The organism is Streptomyces sp. NPDC015220 (assembly GCF_043079345.1).
Lineage (GTDB): Bacteria > Actinomycetota > Actinomycetes > Streptomycetales > Streptomycetaceae > Streptomyces.
Map to the genome: position 1 here is coordinate 1 of NZ_JBIBUK010000015.1, position 17,422 is coordinate 17,422.

The window sequence follows — 17,422 nt, forward strand, 5'->3', positions numbered from 1 at the left end:
AACTCGGCGAGATCGAAACCGCACTCCTCACCCACCCCCACATACACGAATGCGTCGTCACCGCCCACGAAGGCACCGACGGACACCGCCGGCTCGTCGCCTACACCGTCACCGACACCGACGTACCCGTCACCGACCTGCGCACCCACCTCGCCCACACACTCCCCGACTACATGATCCCCGCCCTCTTCGTCACCCTCGACCACCTCCCCCTCACACCCAGCGGCAAGGTCGACCGCCGCTCCCTGCCCGACCCCGAGACCCGGGCCGAGCAGCCGGGTGCCGCCTACACCGCCCCGCGCGACGAGACCGAGGAAACCCTCGCCGCCATCTGGGCCGACGTCCTCGGCATCGACAAGGTCGGCGTCCACGACAACTTCTTCGAACTCGGCGGCGACTCCATCCTCTCCATCCAGGTCATCTCCCACGCCCGCCAGGCGGGCCTGCGTCTGACCTCCAAGCTGATGTTCGTCCATCAGAGCGTGGCCGAGCTGGCGTCCGCCGTGCGGCGCGTCGGCGGCGAGGCCGGGCCCACCGAGGAGGAGGCGCCCGAGGTGTCCGGCAGGGTCGAACTGACGCCCGTCCAGCGGTGGTTCTTCGCCGAGCACCCGGCGCACCCCGACCACTACGCGATGTCCGTCCACCTCGCGCTGGCCCCGGACACGGATCCCGCCGTGCTGGAGCGCGCCCTGGAAGCGGTGGTGGACCACCATGACGCGCTGCGCATGCGGTACACGGCCGACGCCGCGGGCGGCAGGGTCCAGGAGTACGGCGAGCGCCCCGCCGGCCTGCTCACCGTCCGGGACCTGACGGCCGTGCCGGACACCGAGCGGGCGCTGCACGACGCCGCGCTGCACGGCGCCGCGCTGGAAGCGCAGCGCGCGCTGGACCTGCGCACCGGCACCCTGGTGCGGGGCGTCTTCCTGCGCATGCCGGACACGGCGCGGCCCCGCCTGTTCCTGGCCGTGCACCACCTGGTGATGGACGGGGTGTCGTGGCGCGTCGTCCTGGAGGACCTGGCCACCGCGTACCGGCAACTGGCCGAGGGCGGCCCGGCCGACCTGGGCGCCAAGTCCACCAGCTACCAGCGGTGGGCGCGGCGGCTGGCCGATCTGGTGCGCTCGGGCGGCCTCGACCACGAGACGGCGTACTGGCGCAAGGCCGTCTCGGGCGCCGTGGACATCCCGTGCGACGGGCCGGCGGCGAGCACGTACGGCGAGGTCGCCGTCGAGTCCTCGGCGCTGGACCGGTCCGTCACGGCGGTGCTGCTGCAACGGGTGCCCGGCGCGTTCCGCACCCGGATCAACGACGTGCTGCTGACCGCGCTGGGCCGTGTGCTGCGGGACTGGGCGGGCGCGCCGGTGACGATCACCCTGGAGGGCCACGGCCGCGAGGAGCTGTTCGACGACGTCGACCTGTCCCGCACGGTCGGCTGGTTCACCACCCTGTATCCCGTCGCCCTCGACGTCCCCGAGGGTCCCTGGGAGCCGGCGCTCAAGGCCGTGCGGAAGGCGCTGCGCAGGCTGCCCGGGCGCGGGCTCGGCTACGGGGCCCTGCGCTACCTGTCCGAACCGGGCAGCGCCGCGCACACCGCGCTCGCCGACGCCCGGCACCCGCGGATCAGCTTCAACTACCTGGGGCAGTGGGACGGCACGGCCGACGACGGGCTGATCCGGGACCGGCTGGACGGCCTCGGCGCCGACCAGGCGCCCGGCCAGATCCGCCCGCACCTGATCGACGTCGTCGCCGCCGTCAGCGACGGCGAACTCCGCGTCGACTGGCTGTACGCGCCGTCCGTCCACGCCCCCGCCACCGTCCGCCGGCTCGCGGACGAATTCACCACCGCCCTGCGGCAGATCGCGGCCGCGGCCGGCAACTGACTACCCATCGGAGGTCTTGCTGTGGCTCGTTACGTCCTGAGCGACGACGAGAAGCACGAACTGGGGGCGCTCGCGGACGAGTTCCTCGCCGCCCACCCCGTCTGGACACCGCTGGAGCACGCGGACGGCATCCGCGCCGAGGCGGAGCGGCTTCCGGTGGGGGTGCGCCGGTTCCTGGTGGCGTCCCGCGCCGCCGAGGACGCCGTCATCGTGCTGGGGAACCTGCCCGTCGACGAGGACCTGGTACCGACCCCGCCGAGCTGGCGGGTCGCGGAGAAGGAGGCCGCCGCGATCCGCGAGGAACTGGTACTGCTGCTGACCGGGTCCGTGCTCGGCGAGCCGTTCGGCTGGGTGAACCAGCAGAACGGCCGCCTGGTGCACGACGTCTGCCCTGCCAAGGGGCATGAGAACTCGCTGACCAGCGCGAGCAGCCGACAGCAGCTCACCCTGCACACGGAGGACGTGTTCCACTCCTGCCGCGGTGACTACGTGGCGCTGATGTGCCTGCGCAACCCCGACGCGGTGGGGACGACGGTGGCGCTGGTGGAGTCGGTGGAGTTCCCCGACGCGGTGCGGCGGGTGCTGCACCAGGAGCGCTTCCGGTTCTTCCCGGACGACTCCCACAACGTGGTGCCGCGGCACAGCGCCGAGAACCCCTCGGCGCTTGAGGACCGGCCGCACGAGGTGGCGTCGGTGCTGTTCGGCCCCGAGGAGGCGCCGTACCTGCGGATCGACGCGGACTTCACCGACGCCGTGCCCGGCGACGGGGAGGCGGAGGCCGCTCTGAAGGAGGCCGCCGGCCTGCTCGCCGACGCCGCGGACCGGGTCGTCCTGGACCCCGGCGACGCCGTGTTCATCGACAACCACCGGGCCGTCCACGGCCGTGACACGTTCACGCCCCGCTACGACGGGACCGACCGCTGGCTCAAGCGCACCAGCCTGGTCCGCGATCTGCGGCGCACCTATGTGCGGACGAAGTCGCGTTCGCGCCTCCTCGGCTGATGCCGCCCGAAAGGACGCGGCCAGGCGGCGGCTTCACGCTGCTGTGGGTGAGTTCGGCGCTCGGCGAGTTCGCGTACAGCACGTCGCTGATCGTGCTGCCGCTGATCGTGCTGGCGCTGACCGGTTCGCCCTCACAGGCGGGGGTCATCGGCTTCGTCGACGCGGCGGCGATGCTCCTGACGGGGCTGCCCGCCGGGGCCGTCGCCGACCGGTTCGACCGCCGGAGTGTGCTGCTGGGGTGCCAGACGGCGCTGGTCGCCGTGTTCGGCGTACTGGCCCTGCTGCTGTGGGCGGGCACCGTGTCACTGCCCGCGCTGGTGGTCCTCGCCCTGGTCAACGGGGCGGCGACCGCCCTGGCGGTGGCGGCCGGCGAGGCGATGATCCCGAGCCTGGTGGCTCAGGAGCGGCTCGCGGACTCGGTGGCGATGAACGGGGCGCGCACCTACGCGGGCCAGCTCGCCGGCACGTCCGCCGGCGGGGCCCTGCTGGCGGTGCGGAACGCCTTCCCGTTCGTCGTCGGCTGCCTGGCGCATCTCGCCGGACTGGTCCTGCTGCTGTTCCTCGAGCGGCAGCCGCCGGCCGCCGGCGCCCCGGCCGACCGGCCGGTGATCAGCGGGCGGGGGCTGCTGGAGGGGGTCCGCTGGATCACCTCCCACCCGTTCCTGCGGGTGGGACTGGTCTGCGCGACGGCGACGAACTTCTTCTTCGGCGTCATCTACTTCGTCGTCATCGCCTCCGCGCAGGCGAGCGGCATGAACACCGGGCTCATCGGGGTGATGGCGGCGCTGCTCGGCGTCGGCGGCCTGCTGGGCGCCCTCGCCTCGCCCCTGCTCCAGCGGGTCCTGACCGGCGCCCGCCCCATCTACGTCGTGCTGTGGACGTTCGTCGTGCTCACGGCGGGGATCGCGGTGCTTCCGGGCGGCTGGACGCCTGGGATGCTGCTGGGCGCGATCGCCTTCGCGGCGCCGACGGCGAACGCGTACTTCACCACCTGGCAGCTGAAGCTCACCCCGGACAGCCACCGGGGGCGGGTGGTGAGCGTCGCGGCCATCGCCAGCGGTGCCGGCGGCGCGATCGCCCCGCTGGCGGGCGGCATCGTCCTGGACGCGGCGGGCCGGTTCGCCGGCCTGCTCGGCTGCTCGGCTGCGATGGCGGTCATCGCCCTGCTGACGTCCCTGAGCCCGGCCCTGCGCGAGCCACCGGAACCCGCGGCGGCCGAGGCCGCGCGGCCCGACGCCGCCCCCGCCGGCTCCGCCGATCCCGCCTCCCCCGCCGGTCCCGCCGACGAGGCGCCGTCCGCCGCGGAACCGGCCGCGGTCATTCCTCCCCCCGTCCGCTGACAGACAGGCAGAGACACCCGCCATGACCCTTGATCTGGCCAACCCCGATCTCTACACCACCGATGCCCGCTTCACCATGTGGCAGGAGTACATCCGGGCGGACGCCAAGGTCTGGAGCGATCCGGGCCTGGCCCCGTCCGGCTTCTGGTCGGTCTTCTCCCACCGGGACGTCTCCGCCGTCCTCTCCCCCAAAGCCCCCTTCACCTCCGAGTACGGCATGATGATCGGCTTCGACGCCGAGCACCCCGACAACTCCGGCGGCAGGATGCTGGTGGTGAGCGAGGGCGACTGGCACTCCACGCTCAAGCGGCTCATCGGCCCGTTCCTCTCCCGGCTGCGCGCCCCCGAACTCCAGTCGGTGCTGCACCGGGAGGTACGGGACGTCATCGACCGGCTGCGGTCCCAGGACTCCACCGACATCGCCCTGCGCATCGGACCGCGGCTGCCCGCCGCGATCGTCTGCGAGGTCATCGGCGTGCCGCTCAGCGAGCGGGAGCACCTGATCGAGCTGACCAACCACGCCTTCGGCGGCGAGGAGAGCAGCTTCGACCGGATGACACCGGCCGAGGCGCACACGGAGATCCTCTTCTACTTCTACGAACTGATCGAACGGCGCCGCCGGCAACCCGGCTCCGACCTGGTCAGCGCGCTGCTCGAGGACGGCCGGCTCAGCACCGAGGACGTGCTCATCAACTGCGACAACGTGCTGATCGGCGGCAACGAGACCACCCGCCACTCGATCACCGGCGCCTTCCACGCCTTCCAGGCGTTCCCCGGCACGCTGGACGCGCTGCGCGCCGACCCGGACCTCGCCGGGCCGGCCGTGGAGGAGGTGGTCCGCTGGACGTCCCCGGCGGCGCACGTCCTGCGGGTGGCCACCGAGGACTGCGCGATCGGCGGCCAGGAGATCCTCAAGGGGCAGCCGGTGGTGGCGTGGCTGTCCGCCGCCAACCGGGACGAGCGGCTCTTCGCGGACCCGCACCGCTTCCGCCCGGACCGCTCACCCAATCGCCACCTGGGGTTCGGCAACGGCCCGCACCATTGCCTCGGCGCCGCCCTCGCCCGTCTCGAACTACGCGCGTTGCTCCAGGAGTTGGCCACCGAAGCGCGTGGTGTGGAACTGGCCGGGGAGGTGCGCTGGATGCGCTCCAACCTGGTGCAGGGATACAGCGGCCTCGAGGTCTCCATGGACTGGCGCTGATCCTTCACCCGTTCATATGCTCGTGACCGACCACTGGGGGGAGCCCTCGTCGTGCTGGAACTGTGCCTCGGCGTTGAGGACCTGGCTCGTGTACGCATCATCGGCACCCTGGGCGTCGCGTTCGAGGCCCACATGGCCTGGGGGCGGTTGGCGGAGCGGCGCCGGGACGCGCTGACCGAGTGGCGCCGGGCCACCCGGCACCGGCTGCGCAGGATCTCCGCCACGCATCCGGTGACGGAGCCGGGCGCGTCCCTCGTGGAGACCCTGACGTCACCCTTCCCGCGTGAGACGGACACGTTCCACGCGGTGGCCGTCGAGCCGTTCTGGGACCGCATCCAGCGATTACTGAAGGCGGAGCGCGACGCCGCCGGGCGGGCGATGCTCACCGGCGGCATGGAGCAGGTCCTCAACAGCCGGCACGACGCCATCCGGTGGGACGCCCCGGTGCTCCGCGTCGACACCGCGCAGCCGTCCCGGCGCGCCGGCCTGGGCGGCCGGGGCGTGACGCTCGTCCCGTCCCTGTTCGCCCCGCACCCCCTGCTGATCGACGACCGCATGGGCTGGCACGGCCTGCCGATCCTGGTGTACGACATCGCCCCGGAAGCGGAGACGGCCGCCGCGCTGTGGCAGGGCGGCGAGGGGGAATCCGCCCTGCACGCCCTGCTCGGCCGCACGCGGGCCGACGTGCTGGCGGCCCTGCGGGAGACCCGTTCGACCGGGCAGGTGGCCGACCGCGTGCGGATATCGAGCCCCTCCGCGAGCAAGCACCTCACCGTCCTGCGCCGCGCCGGATTCGTGACCACGGAGCGCCAGCAGAACCTGGCGGTCCACAGCCTCACCCCGCTGGGCGAGGCCATCCTCGGCTGAAGATCGGACCCCACCGTGCCCACTTCCTCACCCTCGCCGTACCTGACCCGCCACACCCGGCCCGGCCGCCCCGCGCGCCGCCTGGTCTGCTTTCCCCACGCGGGTGGCGCGGCGAGCTTCTACCGCCCCTGGGCCCAGTACACGGACCCCTCGGTCGAGCTGCTGGCCGTCCAGTACCCGGGCCGCGAGAACCGGTTCCGGGAACCGCTGATCCCGACGATGGACCCGCTGGTGTCGGCCGTCACCGACGAGCTGTCGGCCCTGCCGCCGCTGCCGACCGTGTTCTTCGGGCACAGCATGGGCGCGGCCGTCGCGTACGAGACGCTGCTGCGCCTCGAACACGCGGGCGCCTCCCAGGTCACCCGGCTGTGCGTCTCCGGCCGGTCCCCCGACGGCTCGGCCGGCCCGGCCGTACGGACGGACGACGACGTGGTCGAGACGGTCCGGTCCCTGGGCGGGACCCACGCGGACGTGCTCGGCGACCCCGAGATGCGGGAGCTGCTGCTGCCGGTGATCCGCAACGACTACCACCTGATCGACGGCTACCGCCGCCGGCCGGACGCGCCCGCGCTGCGCGCCGACGTCCACGCCCTGACCGGCGACCGGGACCCGCGGGTCACCCCGGAGGAGGCGGCCGAGTGGAGCGCGCTGACCTCGGGCTCGTTCGCCCTCACGGTCCTGGAGGGCGACCACTTCTACCTGGTGCCGGGGGTCGAGCGGGTGGCCCGCATCGCCATGGAACCGGCACGGACTCTTCCGGTTTAGCGGCATGCCCGTGGTCGGGAGAGCCCACGCGGAAGCGGGGGTGCGTCGGATGTCCTGAGGCCGCGCGGAGCCGGAACCTTGTCGTATGGCACGCAACCGGTCCGTACTCGTCCTGTTACTGGTCCTGCTGCTCTGCGCGGGCGTCGTGGGCTCCGGCACCCTCCCGCCACCCGAGACCCGCGCCCTGCGAGCCGCGGAACGCGGCGCCCGCCCGCTGCTCACCACCGGGCCGTACGGCGACCTGGGCGACCTGCGCCCCCTGGGACGTATGGTGGGCGGCGCGAAGGTGGTGGGGCTCGGCGAGGCGACCCACAGCTCGCACGAGTTCTTCACCCTGAAGCACCGCGTCCTGCGCTACCTGGTGGAGCACGAGGGCTTCCGCACCTTCGCTCTGGAGACGAGCTGGAGCAGCGGCCTGCGGCTGGACTCGTACGTGCGCACCGGCGCGGGCGACCCGCGGCGCATCATGCGGGAGGAGTTCCAGGACACGTACGCGTGGTGGAACACGGAGGAGTACCTGGCCCTCGTCGAGTGGATGCGCGCCTACAACGTCGGGCACCCGGCGGATCCGGTGCGCTTCATGGGCGACGACTTCGCGTACGCGGGACCGGAGCAGTACGACAGGGTGCTCCGGTACACGGCCCGGTACCTGCCGGACCTGCTGCCGCGCCTGACCGCGCTGTACCGGGGGCTGCGGCCCACCACGACGGCGGGCGCCTACATGAAGGCGTACCTGACCCGGCCCCTGGCCGAGCGCCGCGCGATGGCCGTCCGCGCGGAGGCGGCGCTGTCCCTGCTCGCCCGGCGGCCGGTTCCCCCCGGCGCGACCGAGGACGCCCACGCCTGGGCGGTGCAGCACGCCCGGACCCTGGCGCAGACCGCGCGCGGCTACGCGTTCGACTTCGACGACCCGGAGCAGCTGAGGCGGTCCATGGGCTACCGGGACCGCCTGATGGCGGACAACGTCGCCTGGTGGGCGGCCCGGACGGGCCGGAAGGTCCTGCTGTCCGCGCACGACAGCCATGTCGCCTACCGCACCTCCGACCCGCGCTACCCCCGCATGCAGGGCGCGTTCCTGCGGGAACGGCTGGGCACGGACTATGTGAGCGTCGGCGTGACGTTCGGCGACGGCTCCTTCAACGCGACGGACCGCGACGGCACGGCCCGTGTCCACACCGTGGGCGCCCCGCCGCGCGGCAGCACCGAACGCTTCCTCGACCGGGTGCGTCCCGGCGACTTCTTCATGGACCTGCGCACCGCCCCCGCCGAGGCCCGCGCCTGGCTGAACACCCCCCGGCCCACCCGCAGCATCGGCACGTCCTACCCCGAACGCCCCCACGAGATCGCTCCCACGGCCTTCCACGACCTCCTCTTCCACCTCCACCACGTCACACCGGCCCGCCTCCTGGCGCCCCCGGCCTGACGACCCCCGCGCGGCCGGCGACCCGGCTCGGGGCCGACTCCGGATCACCGCCCGCCCGCGGCCACCGGTACGGAGCCGGTAGCCGAGCGGCACGCGGCCCGCCCCGGCGAGCCCCGTGCCGCTCGGTACGCTCCCGCACGTGAAGCCGCCCGAATCGAGCACCGGCACCGGGGCGGGTCCTCGGCTTCGGACTGCACCTCGCCGCGCTGCGCGACCCCGCTCTGCGCGCGCTGACACACGAGTGGACCAGGGCCTCAGGCGCCGTTCTGGCCCGCTTCGCCGGGCCCGAGGCCGCCGCCCGCCTGGACGCCCTGCTGGAAGGGCTGATCACGCACGCACTGCTGTCGACGGACCAGGAGCCGCGTGAGGAGACACGGGCGGCCATCGCGCAGACCCTCGGTCCGGCCACCGGATCGGGAACGTGAACACCGGTGCCGGCGAACCGGGTTCGGTTCGCGTGAGACCGCGATGGCCGTGCGGTCGACGTACCTGGTCCTCGCCGCCCTGGGCCTGGCCGGCGCGACCTGGGTGTCCCGGCTGCCGGAGACCCGCGAGCGCATGGGCCTGGACAGCGCGTCGGTGGACCGGAGACCTGGGCGCCGGCATCACCTCACGTCTCGCCGAAGCCCACCCCGAGGCGGTCGTCGGCGTCCACCTGCTCGCCGCCGCGGCCCCGGCCGAGCCCGACCCGGCCGGACTCACCCCCGAGGAGGAGACCTGCCTGGCCTCCGTCGCGGCCTGGCAGGCGCAGGAAGGCGGCCACCCGCACCAGCAGAACACCCGCCCCCTCACCCTCGCCCCCGCCCTGACTCCCTGATCACGGTCGTCTCCGCACACACCGACGGCTACGCGGGGTCCAGCACGGGCTCCGCGGGGAGCCCGCCGTTCTTCTCGCAGCGCAGCTCCTTGGCCATGGCCAGCGAGATGGAGTGGGCCACGGTGGCGTAGGCGTCCTTCAACGCCTTGATGTCACCTTCGGGCTCCTTCGGCATACCCCAGCGCTCCACGCCGATGACGATGTGGGCCGGTTCCGCCGTCTCGGCCAACTTGTCGCTCCGGCAGGCGAAATAGACGTACGCCTTGTCCGCCGCCGCCACGGCCCGCTCCCCCATCTTCAGCGCCGTGAAATTCGGAGCCGAGTCGCCCGTCGGGGCGCCGTCTTCCACGTTCCAGGTGATCCTGAGCTCGAATTTCGGCGTGCCGATGGGCGTGTAGACACGGCAGACGTCATTGGTCCTAGTGGGGGTCGGGTACATCTGGGCAAGGTTCGCCGCGGCCCGCGCGACGGAGTACTCCTTGCCCGACGCCTCGAACCGCGACGACCCCGTGATCACCTTCAGCGCACGGGACGCGTCGGCGGACACGGCATCACCACCGCAGAGTTGTGTCCCGGCAACGATCTTGTAGTCCTTCGGAAGTCCGTCCTTGTCTCCGTCTCCTCCACAACCGGCGGCCCCGAGAAGCAACGAGGCGGCCACGGCCGCGGAGAGGAGTCCTCCGCGTACCGACCTACGACTGATCACTGTCCGCACCCTTACATGTCCTCGGCCGTCCACCGGCCTCAGCCGGTCTCCGGGCGGTTGCCCTGCTGGTTCTCCCGGTCGTTGCCGACCCCGTAGCCGATCCGGCGTCGATTCGTGCAGGTCCTGCCTGAACACGTCCTTCGTTCCCACACCGTGAGACGCCAGGAACTCCTCCATCAGGGCCTCGGCCATGCTCTCACCGGCGGAGTAGATCTTCTTCTTCTCCGTGTCGGTGAGGCCCTCCATCTTCTCCTTGTGCTCATCCACCCAGTTGTCGGAGATGTCGCCGACCATCTGGCCCATGACCTGTTCGACAGCTCCACTGGCGGTATCGGTCGCCAGCGGGATGAGCACCGCGGCCGTGCCCACGGCCGCGGTCGCGGGCAGAAAGCCGACGCCCGCCGCGATGCCCGCCGTGGCCCCGAACTCGATCCATCCCGACCGCTTGGCAACCGTGAGGCGGGAGGAACCCCGGCCGCGGCGCGGCCGGGGTCCCTCGGAACGGTGAGCGCCGGTCAGCAGGCGGGAGGGCCCACGCGGTGAACCGCTTTCCCACATGCTCGCGGACCGCACCACATCACGGTCACCGTGGACCGGGCGGGTCAGCGCCGCAGGGTGAGGACACCCGGCCGCCACGGCAGCTGGTCGTAGGGGCCGCCCGCGGTGGGGGACTTGCCCTGGTACAGGAACTGCAGGTTGCAGGGGTCGACGGTCATGGTCTGGTCGGGGTTGTTGCGGACCAGGTCACCGTGGCTGATGTCGTTGGTCCAGGTGGCACCGCTGTTGGCCTTGCCCGCGAAGGGGTTGCTCTCGCCGGCGCCCTGCGGGGTCCACGAGCCACTGAGGCTGGAGGCTGTGAAGGAGCGGAAGTAACGCCCGTTCGCCCCCATGGCCTCGACGATCATCAGGTACTGGTTCTGGCCCTGGACCTTGTAGACCTGCGGCGCCTCGAACAGGTTGGCCTTCGTGTCGCTCATGACCGTCGTGTACGACGAGCCGAAGTTGCCCGGGAAGTTCCCGATCGGCATGCTCGCCCGGTAGATCTTGCCGTTGTCCCCGGCGAAGAACAGGTACATGTTCTGACCGTCGGCGATCAGGGTCTGGTCGATCGGCCCGGTGTCGGAGCCGGAGATGCTCCCGGTGAACAGCGGCTGCGGAGCGGACCAGCCGTTGGGGTTGGCGGGGTCGCTCGACGTGCGGTAGACGAAGGGCGACGCACCCCACTGGTAGGCCAGCACCCAGATGTTCTTGGGCGCGAAGTAGAACAGCGTGGGCGCCACCGCGGCCTGGTTCATCCCCATCTGGCCGGCCGACGCCATGTCCGACCAGTTCGTGAAGGGGCTGAACATCATCGAGCCGTAGGACGATCCCGACACGTTCGACGCGTAGACCAGGTGCTTTCCGTTGTACGTCACGGTGGTGAAGTCCTTCACCGCGGCCCACCCGTTCGCCGGCTGTGCCAGGACGCCCGTCGACGTCCACCGGTACGTCGACGGAAGAGAGCACGTGCCATCCGTCGGCGGCGTCCCGGTCAGGCCGGTCCACTTCTGGTTGCTGCCACCGTTGCACGTCCCGATCTGCACTGCCGTGCCGTTGGCCGTACCGGCGCCCGCGGCCTCCAGGCACAGCCCGGACTCCACTCCGACGACCGCGCCGTCGGAGTTCACCCGCCACTGCTGGTTGGCGCCGCCGGAACAGGACCAGATCTGCACCCGGGTACCGGGCGCGGTGGCGTGGCCGGGGACGTCCAGGCACTTGTTGCCGTACACGGTCAACTGATGGTCGTCCGTCAGCGTCCACTGCTGGTTGGTCCCACTCCAGCAGTCGTAGATCTGCAGGTTCGTGCCGTCGTCCTGGCCGGCGCCGATCACATCTAGACACCTGTTCGAACCGACACCGCGCAGGGCGCCGCTGGTCGCCGCCTGGGCCGGGGTGACGACGAGCATCGCCGCCAACGCGGCCAGGACCGCGACCGCGGCGGCGAGCACCGCGGACGTGTGCCTGCGCCTGAGACTTCTCCTGTGCATGGGGACTTCCTCAACGTTGAGTGGGCGGTTCCGGTCGGCCTCGTCCGAGGGCGTCCGGACTGTCGGTGCGGTGCGGTGCGCAACGGCCCTGAGCGCCACGGTTGACCGCTTGTGACCTGGCGGCCCTTCGCGACCTCCTCCAGGGCCGGCGGCGCCCCCGGCGCCTGCGGGCGGCAGAGTGCCAGGGGTGGAGGCCTGGACGGCCGGACACCCGGGTGTCACGACCGGACAGCGTGATTGGCGCGGCCATGACATACGCATGCGACACAACTCCTTGCGGCTCTGCGTCAGGGCCCTGCGCCCCACCCGGAATTGCCCTGCTGTGCGATGGAGCGAATTGCCCTGCTGCGCGATGGAGCGACTCGCCACGTTCGCAATATCGAACAAAGGTCGAAGTGTCGAGCAAGCTGAATGATAGGGAACGGATGCTCGGCGTCAACTCCCCTCGCAGGTATCGCTACTCATGCCGAAATGTTGCGAGGAACTCGCCGACGAGACATCGCACGTCAACCGACAGAACGACTGCACCTCACCCCACCTCACGTCAGAGCGAGGAGAATCGTCCGCACACTTCCCCGATGTCGACCTCTGCCCTACGGCTTCCGGCTCCGACCGCGCCGCAGTTCACCATCCGCCCGGCAGGGCATCGAAACTTTCGGACATAAATCAGAAACTTCTTGGGCGTCGAGTATTGACGATGCCGGTGCAGCACCTCAATCATTCCTGTCTGAGAAACCGGCCCCAGTTCGACATTTCGAACCACGTCGCCTCGGGCAATCCCTGACGTACGCCAGATCCACGCACGACTGCACCACCGATCCACGCACCACATCACCTCGGCCACCCCGTTTCGTTCCGGTGGGGCTCGCATCAGCGCGTCCCCGGCTCCGCAGGCAGGGGGAAGGTACGTGACGCCACGGTTCCCCGACCGAGCCGACGGGGGTGCCCCGTGCCCGTCTCGAAGCCCGTCTCGAAGATCGTCCCGCCGCATGACCACGGTGTCCGGTCATTCCGTGCTGCCCGGACTCCGGCCCGACCCGCCCGTCCGTTCGTTCGTGCGTCCGTCTACCGCATGGGAGCGGACGACGCGGACTCCTGCGCTTCAGTCCTTCCATGATCTCTCCCTTGATCTCCCCCTTGGAGGCACAGTCATGGGCTCGTACGCCCTTCCCAGACCCGTCGTCCGCCGGAAGATCCGCGGCCTGCTGTTGACGCTGGTCGCCGGCGTCCTGGGCGTGGTCGCCGCACTGGTCGCGCCGCCGAGCGCGCACGCCGCCGAGAGCACGCTCGGCGCCGCGGCGGCGCAGAGCGGCCGCTACTTCGGCACCGCCATCGCCTCGGGCAGGCTGAGCGACTCGACGTACACGGCGATCGCGGGCCGCGAGTTCAACATGGTGACGGCCGAGAACGAGATGAAGATCGACGCCACCGAACCGCAGCGCGGCCAGTTCAGCTTCACCGCCGCCGACCGCGTCTACAACTGGGCGGTGCAGAACGGCAAGCAGGTGCGCGGCCACACCCTGGCCTGGCACTCCCAGCAGCCCGGCTGGATGCAGAGCCTCAGCGGCAGCGCACTGCGCCAGGCGATGATTGACCACATCAACGGCGTGATGGCCCACTACAAGGGCAAGATCGCACAGTGGGACGTCGTGAACGAGGCCTTCGCCGACGGGGGTTCGGGGGCCCGGCGCGACTCCAACCTGCAGCGCACCGGCAACGACTGGATCGAGGTGGCCTTCCGCACCGCGCGCGCCGCCGACCCGGCGGCCAAGCTCTGCTACAACGACTACAACATCGAGGACTGGACCTGGGCCAAGACCCAGGCCGTGTACTCCATGGTGCGGGACTTCAAGCAGCGCGGCGTGCCGATCGACTGCGTCGGCTTCCAGTCGCACTTCAACAGCGGCAGCCCCTACAACAGCAACTTCCGCACCACCCTGCAGAGCTTCGCCGCCCTCGGCGTCGACGTGGCCATCACCGAACTGGACATCCAGGGCGCCTCGGCCTCGACCTACGCCAACGTGGTCAACGACTGCCTGGCCGTCACGCGCTGCCTGGGCATCACCGTCTGGGGGGTGCGCGACACCGACTCCTGGCGATCGGGTGACACGCCGCTGCTGTTCAACGGCGACGGCAGCAAGAAGCCCGCCTACACCGCCGTCCTCAACGCACTCAACGGCGGCTCCACGACGCCCCCTTCGGACGGCGGGCAGATCAAGGGCGTCGGCTCGGGCCGTTGCCTGGACGTGCCCGGCGCCAGTACCGCCGACGGCACCCAGCTCCAGCTGTGGGACTGCCACAGCGGCACCAACCAGCAGTGGACGTACACCGACGCCGGCGAGCTCAGGGTCTACGGCAACAAGTGCCTGGACGCCGCCGGCACCGGCAACGGCGCCAAGGTCCAGATCTACAGCTGCTGGGGCGGCGACAACCAGAAGTGGCGCCTCAACTCCGACGGATCCATCGTCGGCGTCCAGTCCGGCCTCTGCCTCGACGCCGTCGCAGGCGGCACCGCCAACGGCACCCTGATCCAGCTCTACTCCTGCTCGAACGGCGGCAACCAGCGCTGGACCCGCACCTGATCGACGGATCCCGGCGAAGCCCTGGTCAGGACCGATTCCTCGGCTCATCGTCCGCCGTGCGGACGCCCAGACGTCGAACGGGCGTCAGGGCCGGGAGTCCGTCCCGCCCAGGGCTGAGCAGACCGCCGCAACCAGGTGGTGGACCGAGAGAAACAGGTGGAGCGCTCCACCCGAACCACGAAACCCGGCCGGGGCGGTGTACTCCGCCGAACCGACCGCCGACCGCCGGGGCAGTGCCGCCACTCGCGCCGGTGGGACCGTGGCATGCCGAATGGATGGCGCCGAGCGAAGGCCGACGGCGGATCCACCGCACGGCCTGATGCGCGCCCCCACCGAACAACGCGACGAATGCCCTCAGCTTCAGGACGACTCAGCCGACGTCGGGCTTACGGGCGCGCAGGACGACGTCGAACCGCCCGGGATATTGCCGGTCCATCGGCTCGAACCCCGCTTCGGTGTACCACTGCTCGAATTCCTTCGGCGTGTAGATGCGGCCCTCGGGCGACGCGATCGTGTGCACGTACGCCGACATGAACGCGGCGTGGGCGGGACCGGTCTCGTCGTCGTCCTGGGCGCAAGCGACGATCACCAGGTGTCCTCCCGGCTTCAGCGCCCGGTAGGACTTGGCGAAAAGGTCGCGCACCTGTTCCGGCGACCAGATCTCGAGGAATCGAGAGAATACGACGCAGTCGTGGGACGTGGGGAACTCTTCCTGCCAGATGTCGGCTCCGACCGCGTGGACACGGTCGACAAGACCCGCCTCGGCGATCTGCTCCTCCGCCATCTTCGCCACGTTGGGGAGTTCGAGGATGGTCGCCTGGAGGTGCGGCCACCGCCGGGCGAAGGCGATGGCATTTGTTCCGGTGCCGCCGCCGACGTCCAGTACATGCCGGTAGGATGAGAAGTCCACGGAATTGACGAAGTCCTCGACCACCGAGCGGCTCTGATGTTCCATCATGGCCGTCCACACCTTTTCGAGGTTCTCGTCCTCGCCGAGCAGCTCGTAGAGCGTGGTCGCCGACGAGCCGGCAAGCAGCTCACGGTCCAGCCCCAAGTTGTCGTTCTCCACCAGCGATTCGTAGAGCCAACCCATAGGGCGATACAGCATCTCGTGGGTGTAGCGGATGACGACCGGCATGAATTCGTCCGGATCGCCCGCGAGGACATCGGTCGCGGCAGTGTTGTGATACCCACCGTCCTCCTTGCGCACAAGCTCGAATGTGCTGCATCCCAACAGCAGCACATGGCCCGCGCGTTCCTCCAACTCCAGCGCCTGGGTTATCTCTTCGAGAGTACTGCCTGGCCGCTCCTTGAGCAGGGCAAACAATTTCAGGCGCAGTGCGGCGTGCAGGAACGGGAACCGAAAGCTGGTATAAACCAGCTTCCACAGCTCGTCCATGGCGGTCGCTGACGGTGTGGTCATGGTGATCTCCTTCACGGTGCTACGAGCCTCGGGCGTGAATCCTCGGCCGTGTCGTGTCGTGGCGAAGTCCAGCAATGTCCGGTTGCAACGATTGGCGGCATTGAGACAGGCAGTGGAAGCGAGATCCCCGCAGCGTGCCGCACCCTGTCCCGGGGACGCGGCACCAAGTGGGCGGCGCTAGACCGTCACCCTCACCTGCGTCATCGACGATTTCCTCCCCGTTGACGCGCCCTGCCCGCACGACGAATCCGTTCAGGTCGCGATGCACCATGAGGCAACACCAACCCCGAGAACCGCGCAAGACCATTGCCGCCCCAACCCGCTCGTTGATGGCCTGAATCACTCGCTTCCACCTCCGCACCCCTTCATTTTCGACCGAAGGAGCCCCGATCCCGGCCCCAGCCCGAGCGTCAAGGGGCTGAAAATCGCCCATTGGATAGAGCGGCAGGTAGCCGGAACTTTTTTTCAAAACGGACAGGCCGCCGGAATCGCGACCCCCCATTCGTCGATTACAGTCGAGGATCCGCTCCGGAATATGGCTGCGAGACGCGCAAGCGTCGAAGAAGACCAAAAAGCATCTGGCCGGCCATGGGGCGTTCTGTATCTTTTGATGCCGTCCGCAGCCACATCCGTGACCCAGAGGCGACTCGACCCACAAGGATCCCCGATGTACCTCCGGCTACTCGACGCACAGTTCAATGATCCCGCCTACGACGCCTATCTCGAAGCCCAGCAGCGCGCTTACTCCGCACCCGGCTACGAGACGTTGACGAAGTACGGAAGCACGGACCCGCGCACTACTCGCGACCCGTTGAGTTACCTTGCTGTTTTCGACGAGACGGCAGGCGACGAGGACGAGAGCCTCGTCGGCGGTATCCGCATCCACCGGAAAATAGCGGGCCAGCTGCCGTCCGAGATCCACCTCGCGAGCCAGGATTTCAACGATGCCTTGGCGGACGAAGTCGCCGCCGGCGAGTCGGTGGCAGAGATCTGCGGCATCTGGGTGGATCACGACTGGCGGGGCCGCAACCTCGCGTCCCTGCTGTGCTTCGCCTCCGTCGTGGCGGCCCAGCGACTGGGGGCAACCGTGATCTGTGGCAGCGGCCCCACCGAACGGATCAAGGGATACGAACGGTGCGGTCTCCGTTTCCGGCATGACCGCCCCCTGCACGACCGCCCGTTCCCGGGCATCACGGCGTACTACTCCATCAACCGGGCAGAGGCCATCCGCCATCGCGAGGAGCGATTGACCGATGCGGCGGTGCTGCTGGACCGCGCCCTGGACGAAGCGCCCCTCATCCCCACCGACGTGGCCCGCGCCGTCGCCGAGAAACTCGGCCTCGGGCACTCCACCGCCTCGGCATCCGTAGGCGACGCACGTTAGGAGAT

General features: G+C 70.3%; 14 protein-coding genes and 1 pseudogene. 11 read left to right on the forward strand and 4 right to left on the reverse strand.

Features of this window, described 5'->3' with window-relative positions; all coding sequences use genetic code 11:
- The 9 genes from ACF061_RS25895 to ACF061_RS25935 form a co-directional block, all read left to right on the forward strand.
- Window positions 1-1,880: condensation domain-containing protein (locus ACF061_RS25895; protein WP_392269366.1), on the forward strand; the 1,880-nt coding region annotated here is incomplete at its 5' end.
- 21 nt (window positions 1,881-1,901) lie between these two features.
- A complete protein-coding gene (locus ACF061_RS25900; RefSeq protein ID WP_392269367.1) occupies window positions 1,902-2,882 on the forward strand; it encodes a TauD/TfdA family dioxygenase in 981 nt (326 codons plus the stop codon).
- A gap of 47 nt (window positions 2,883-2,929) precedes the next feature.
- On the forward strand, window positions 2,930-4,222 hold the full coding sequence (locus ACF061_RS25905) for an MFS transporter (protein WP_392269368.1): 1,293 nt from the start codon (window positions 2,930-2,932) through the stop codon (window positions 4,220-4,222).
- A gap of 22 nt (window positions 4,223-4,244) precedes the next feature.
- Window positions 4,245-5,423 carry a cytochrome P450 gene (locus ACF061_RS25910; RefSeq protein ID WP_392269369.1) on the forward strand — a complete coding sequence of 393 codons (1,179 nt, stop codon included), beginning with the start codon at window positions 4,245-4,247 and terminating at the stop codon, window positions 5,421-5,423.
- Window positions 5,424-5,474: 51 nt separating this feature from the next.
- The gene (locus tag ACF061_RS25915; RefSeq protein ID WP_392269370.1) at window positions 5,475-6,290 is read left to right on the forward strand and encodes a winged helix-turn-helix domain-containing protein; all 816 of its coding nucleotides are present in this window, start codon (window positions 5,475-5,477) and stop codon (window positions 6,288-6,290) included.
- 15 nt (window positions 6,291-6,305) lie between these two features.
- Complete coding sequence (locus tag ACF061_RS25920; protein ID WP_392269371.1) at window positions 6,306-7,055, forward strand: thioesterase II family protein; 750 nt, start codon at window positions 6,306-6,308, stop codon at window positions 7,053-7,055.
- Window positions 7,056-7,140: 85 nt separating this feature from the next.
- Entirely contained in the window at window positions 7,141-8,478 is a 1,338-nt protein-coding gene (locus ACF061_RS25925; RefSeq protein ID WP_392269372.1) for an erythromycin esterase family protein, read from the forward strand.
- Window positions 8,479-8,669: 191 nt separating this feature from the next.
- Window positions 8,670-8,903: a hypothetical protein gene (locus ACF061_RS25930; RefSeq protein ID WP_392269513.1), complete on the forward strand. Its 234-nt coding sequence runs from the start codon at window positions 8,670-8,672 to the stop codon at window positions 8,901-8,903.
- A 32-nt stretch (window positions 8,904-8,935) separates the two neighbouring features.
- Window positions 8,936-9,295 carry a hypothetical protein gene (locus ACF061_RS25935; RefSeq protein WP_392269373.1) on the forward strand — a complete coding sequence of 120 codons (360 nt, stop codon included), beginning with the start codon at window positions 8,936-8,938 and terminating at the stop codon, window positions 9,293-9,295.
- 28 nt (window positions 9,296-9,323) lie between these two features.
- On the opposite strand, the gene ACF061_RS25940 is transcribed toward ACF061_RS25935, so the two are convergent.
- The 3 genes and pseudogenes from ACF061_RS25940 to ACF061_RS25950 all read right to left on the reverse strand — a co-directional run bounded on the left by ACF061_RS25940 (window position 9,324) and on the right by ACF061_RS25950 (window position 12,028).
- Window positions 9,324-9,956, reverse strand: a complete 633-nt coding sequence (locus ACF061_RS25940; RefSeq protein WP_392269374.1) for a hypothetical protein — start codon at window positions 9,954-9,956, stop codon at window positions 9,324-9,326.
- Window positions 9,957-10,039: 83 nt separating this feature from the next.
- Window positions 10,040-10,454: pseudogene (locus tag ACF061_RS25945) on the reverse strand (hypothetical protein); the annotation flags it as partial.
- A 149-nt stretch (window positions 10,455-10,603) separates the two neighbouring features.
- Window positions 10,604-12,028 carry a non-reducing end alpha-L-arabinofuranosidase family hydrolase gene (locus ACF061_RS25950; RefSeq protein WP_392269375.1) on the reverse strand — a complete coding sequence of 475 codons (1,425 nt, stop codon included), beginning with the start codon at window positions 12,026-12,028 and terminating at the stop codon, window positions 10,604-10,606.
- A gap of 1,151 nt (window positions 12,029-13,179) precedes the next feature.
- Here ACF061_RS25950 and ACF061_RS25955 point away from each other — a divergent pair.
- Window positions 13,180-14,610, forward strand: a complete 1,431-nt coding sequence (locus ACF061_RS25955; protein ID WP_392269376.1) for an endo-1,4-beta-xylanase — start codon at window positions 13,180-13,182, stop codon at window positions 14,608-14,610.
- Window positions 14,611-14,980: 370 nt separating this feature from the next.
- Here ACF061_RS25955 and ACF061_RS25960 read toward each other — a convergent pair whose 3' ends face one another.
- Window positions 14,981-16,033, reverse strand: coding sequence for a methyltransferase (locus ACF061_RS25960; RefSeq protein ID WP_392269377.1), 1,053 nt, complete (start codon window positions 16,031-16,033; stop codon window positions 14,981-14,983).
- A gap of 667 nt (window positions 16,034-16,700) precedes the next feature.
- Here ACF061_RS25960 and ACF061_RS25965 point away from each other — a divergent pair.
- Window positions 16,701-17,417 carry a GNAT family N-acetyltransferase gene (locus ACF061_RS25965; protein ID WP_392269378.1) on the forward strand — a complete coding sequence of 239 codons (717 nt, stop codon included), beginning with the start codon at window positions 16,701-16,703 and terminating at the stop codon, window positions 17,415-17,417.
- The last annotated feature ends 5 nt before the right edge of the window (window positions 17,418-17,422 follow it).

Bases quoted from the DNA above. Each gene is read 5' to 3' on its own strand.
- ACF061_RS25925 (WP_392269372.1), top strand. From the start codon at position 7,141: ATGGCACGCAACCGGTCCGTACTCGTCCTGTTACTGGTCCTGCTGCTC.
- ACF061_RS25960 (WP_392269377.1), bottom strand. From the start codon at position 16,033: ATGACCACACCGTCAGCGACCGCCATGGACGAGCTGTGGAAGCTGGTT.
- ACF061_RS25965 (WP_392269378.1), top strand. From the start codon at position 16,701: ATGTACCTCCGGCTACTCGACGCACAGTTCAATGATCCCGCCTACGAC.
- ACF061_RS25955 (WP_392269376.1), top strand. From the start codon at position 13,180: ATGGGCTCGTACGCCCTTCCCAGACCCGTCGTCCGCCGGAAGATCCGC.
- ACF061_RS25910 (WP_392269369.1), top strand. From the start codon at position 4,245: ATGACCCTTGATCTGGCCAACCCCGATCTCTACACCACCGATGCCCGC.
- ACF061_RS25950 (WP_392269375.1), bottom strand. From the start codon at position 12,028: ATGCACAGGAGAAGTCTCAGGCGCAGGCACACGTCCGCGGTGCTCGCC.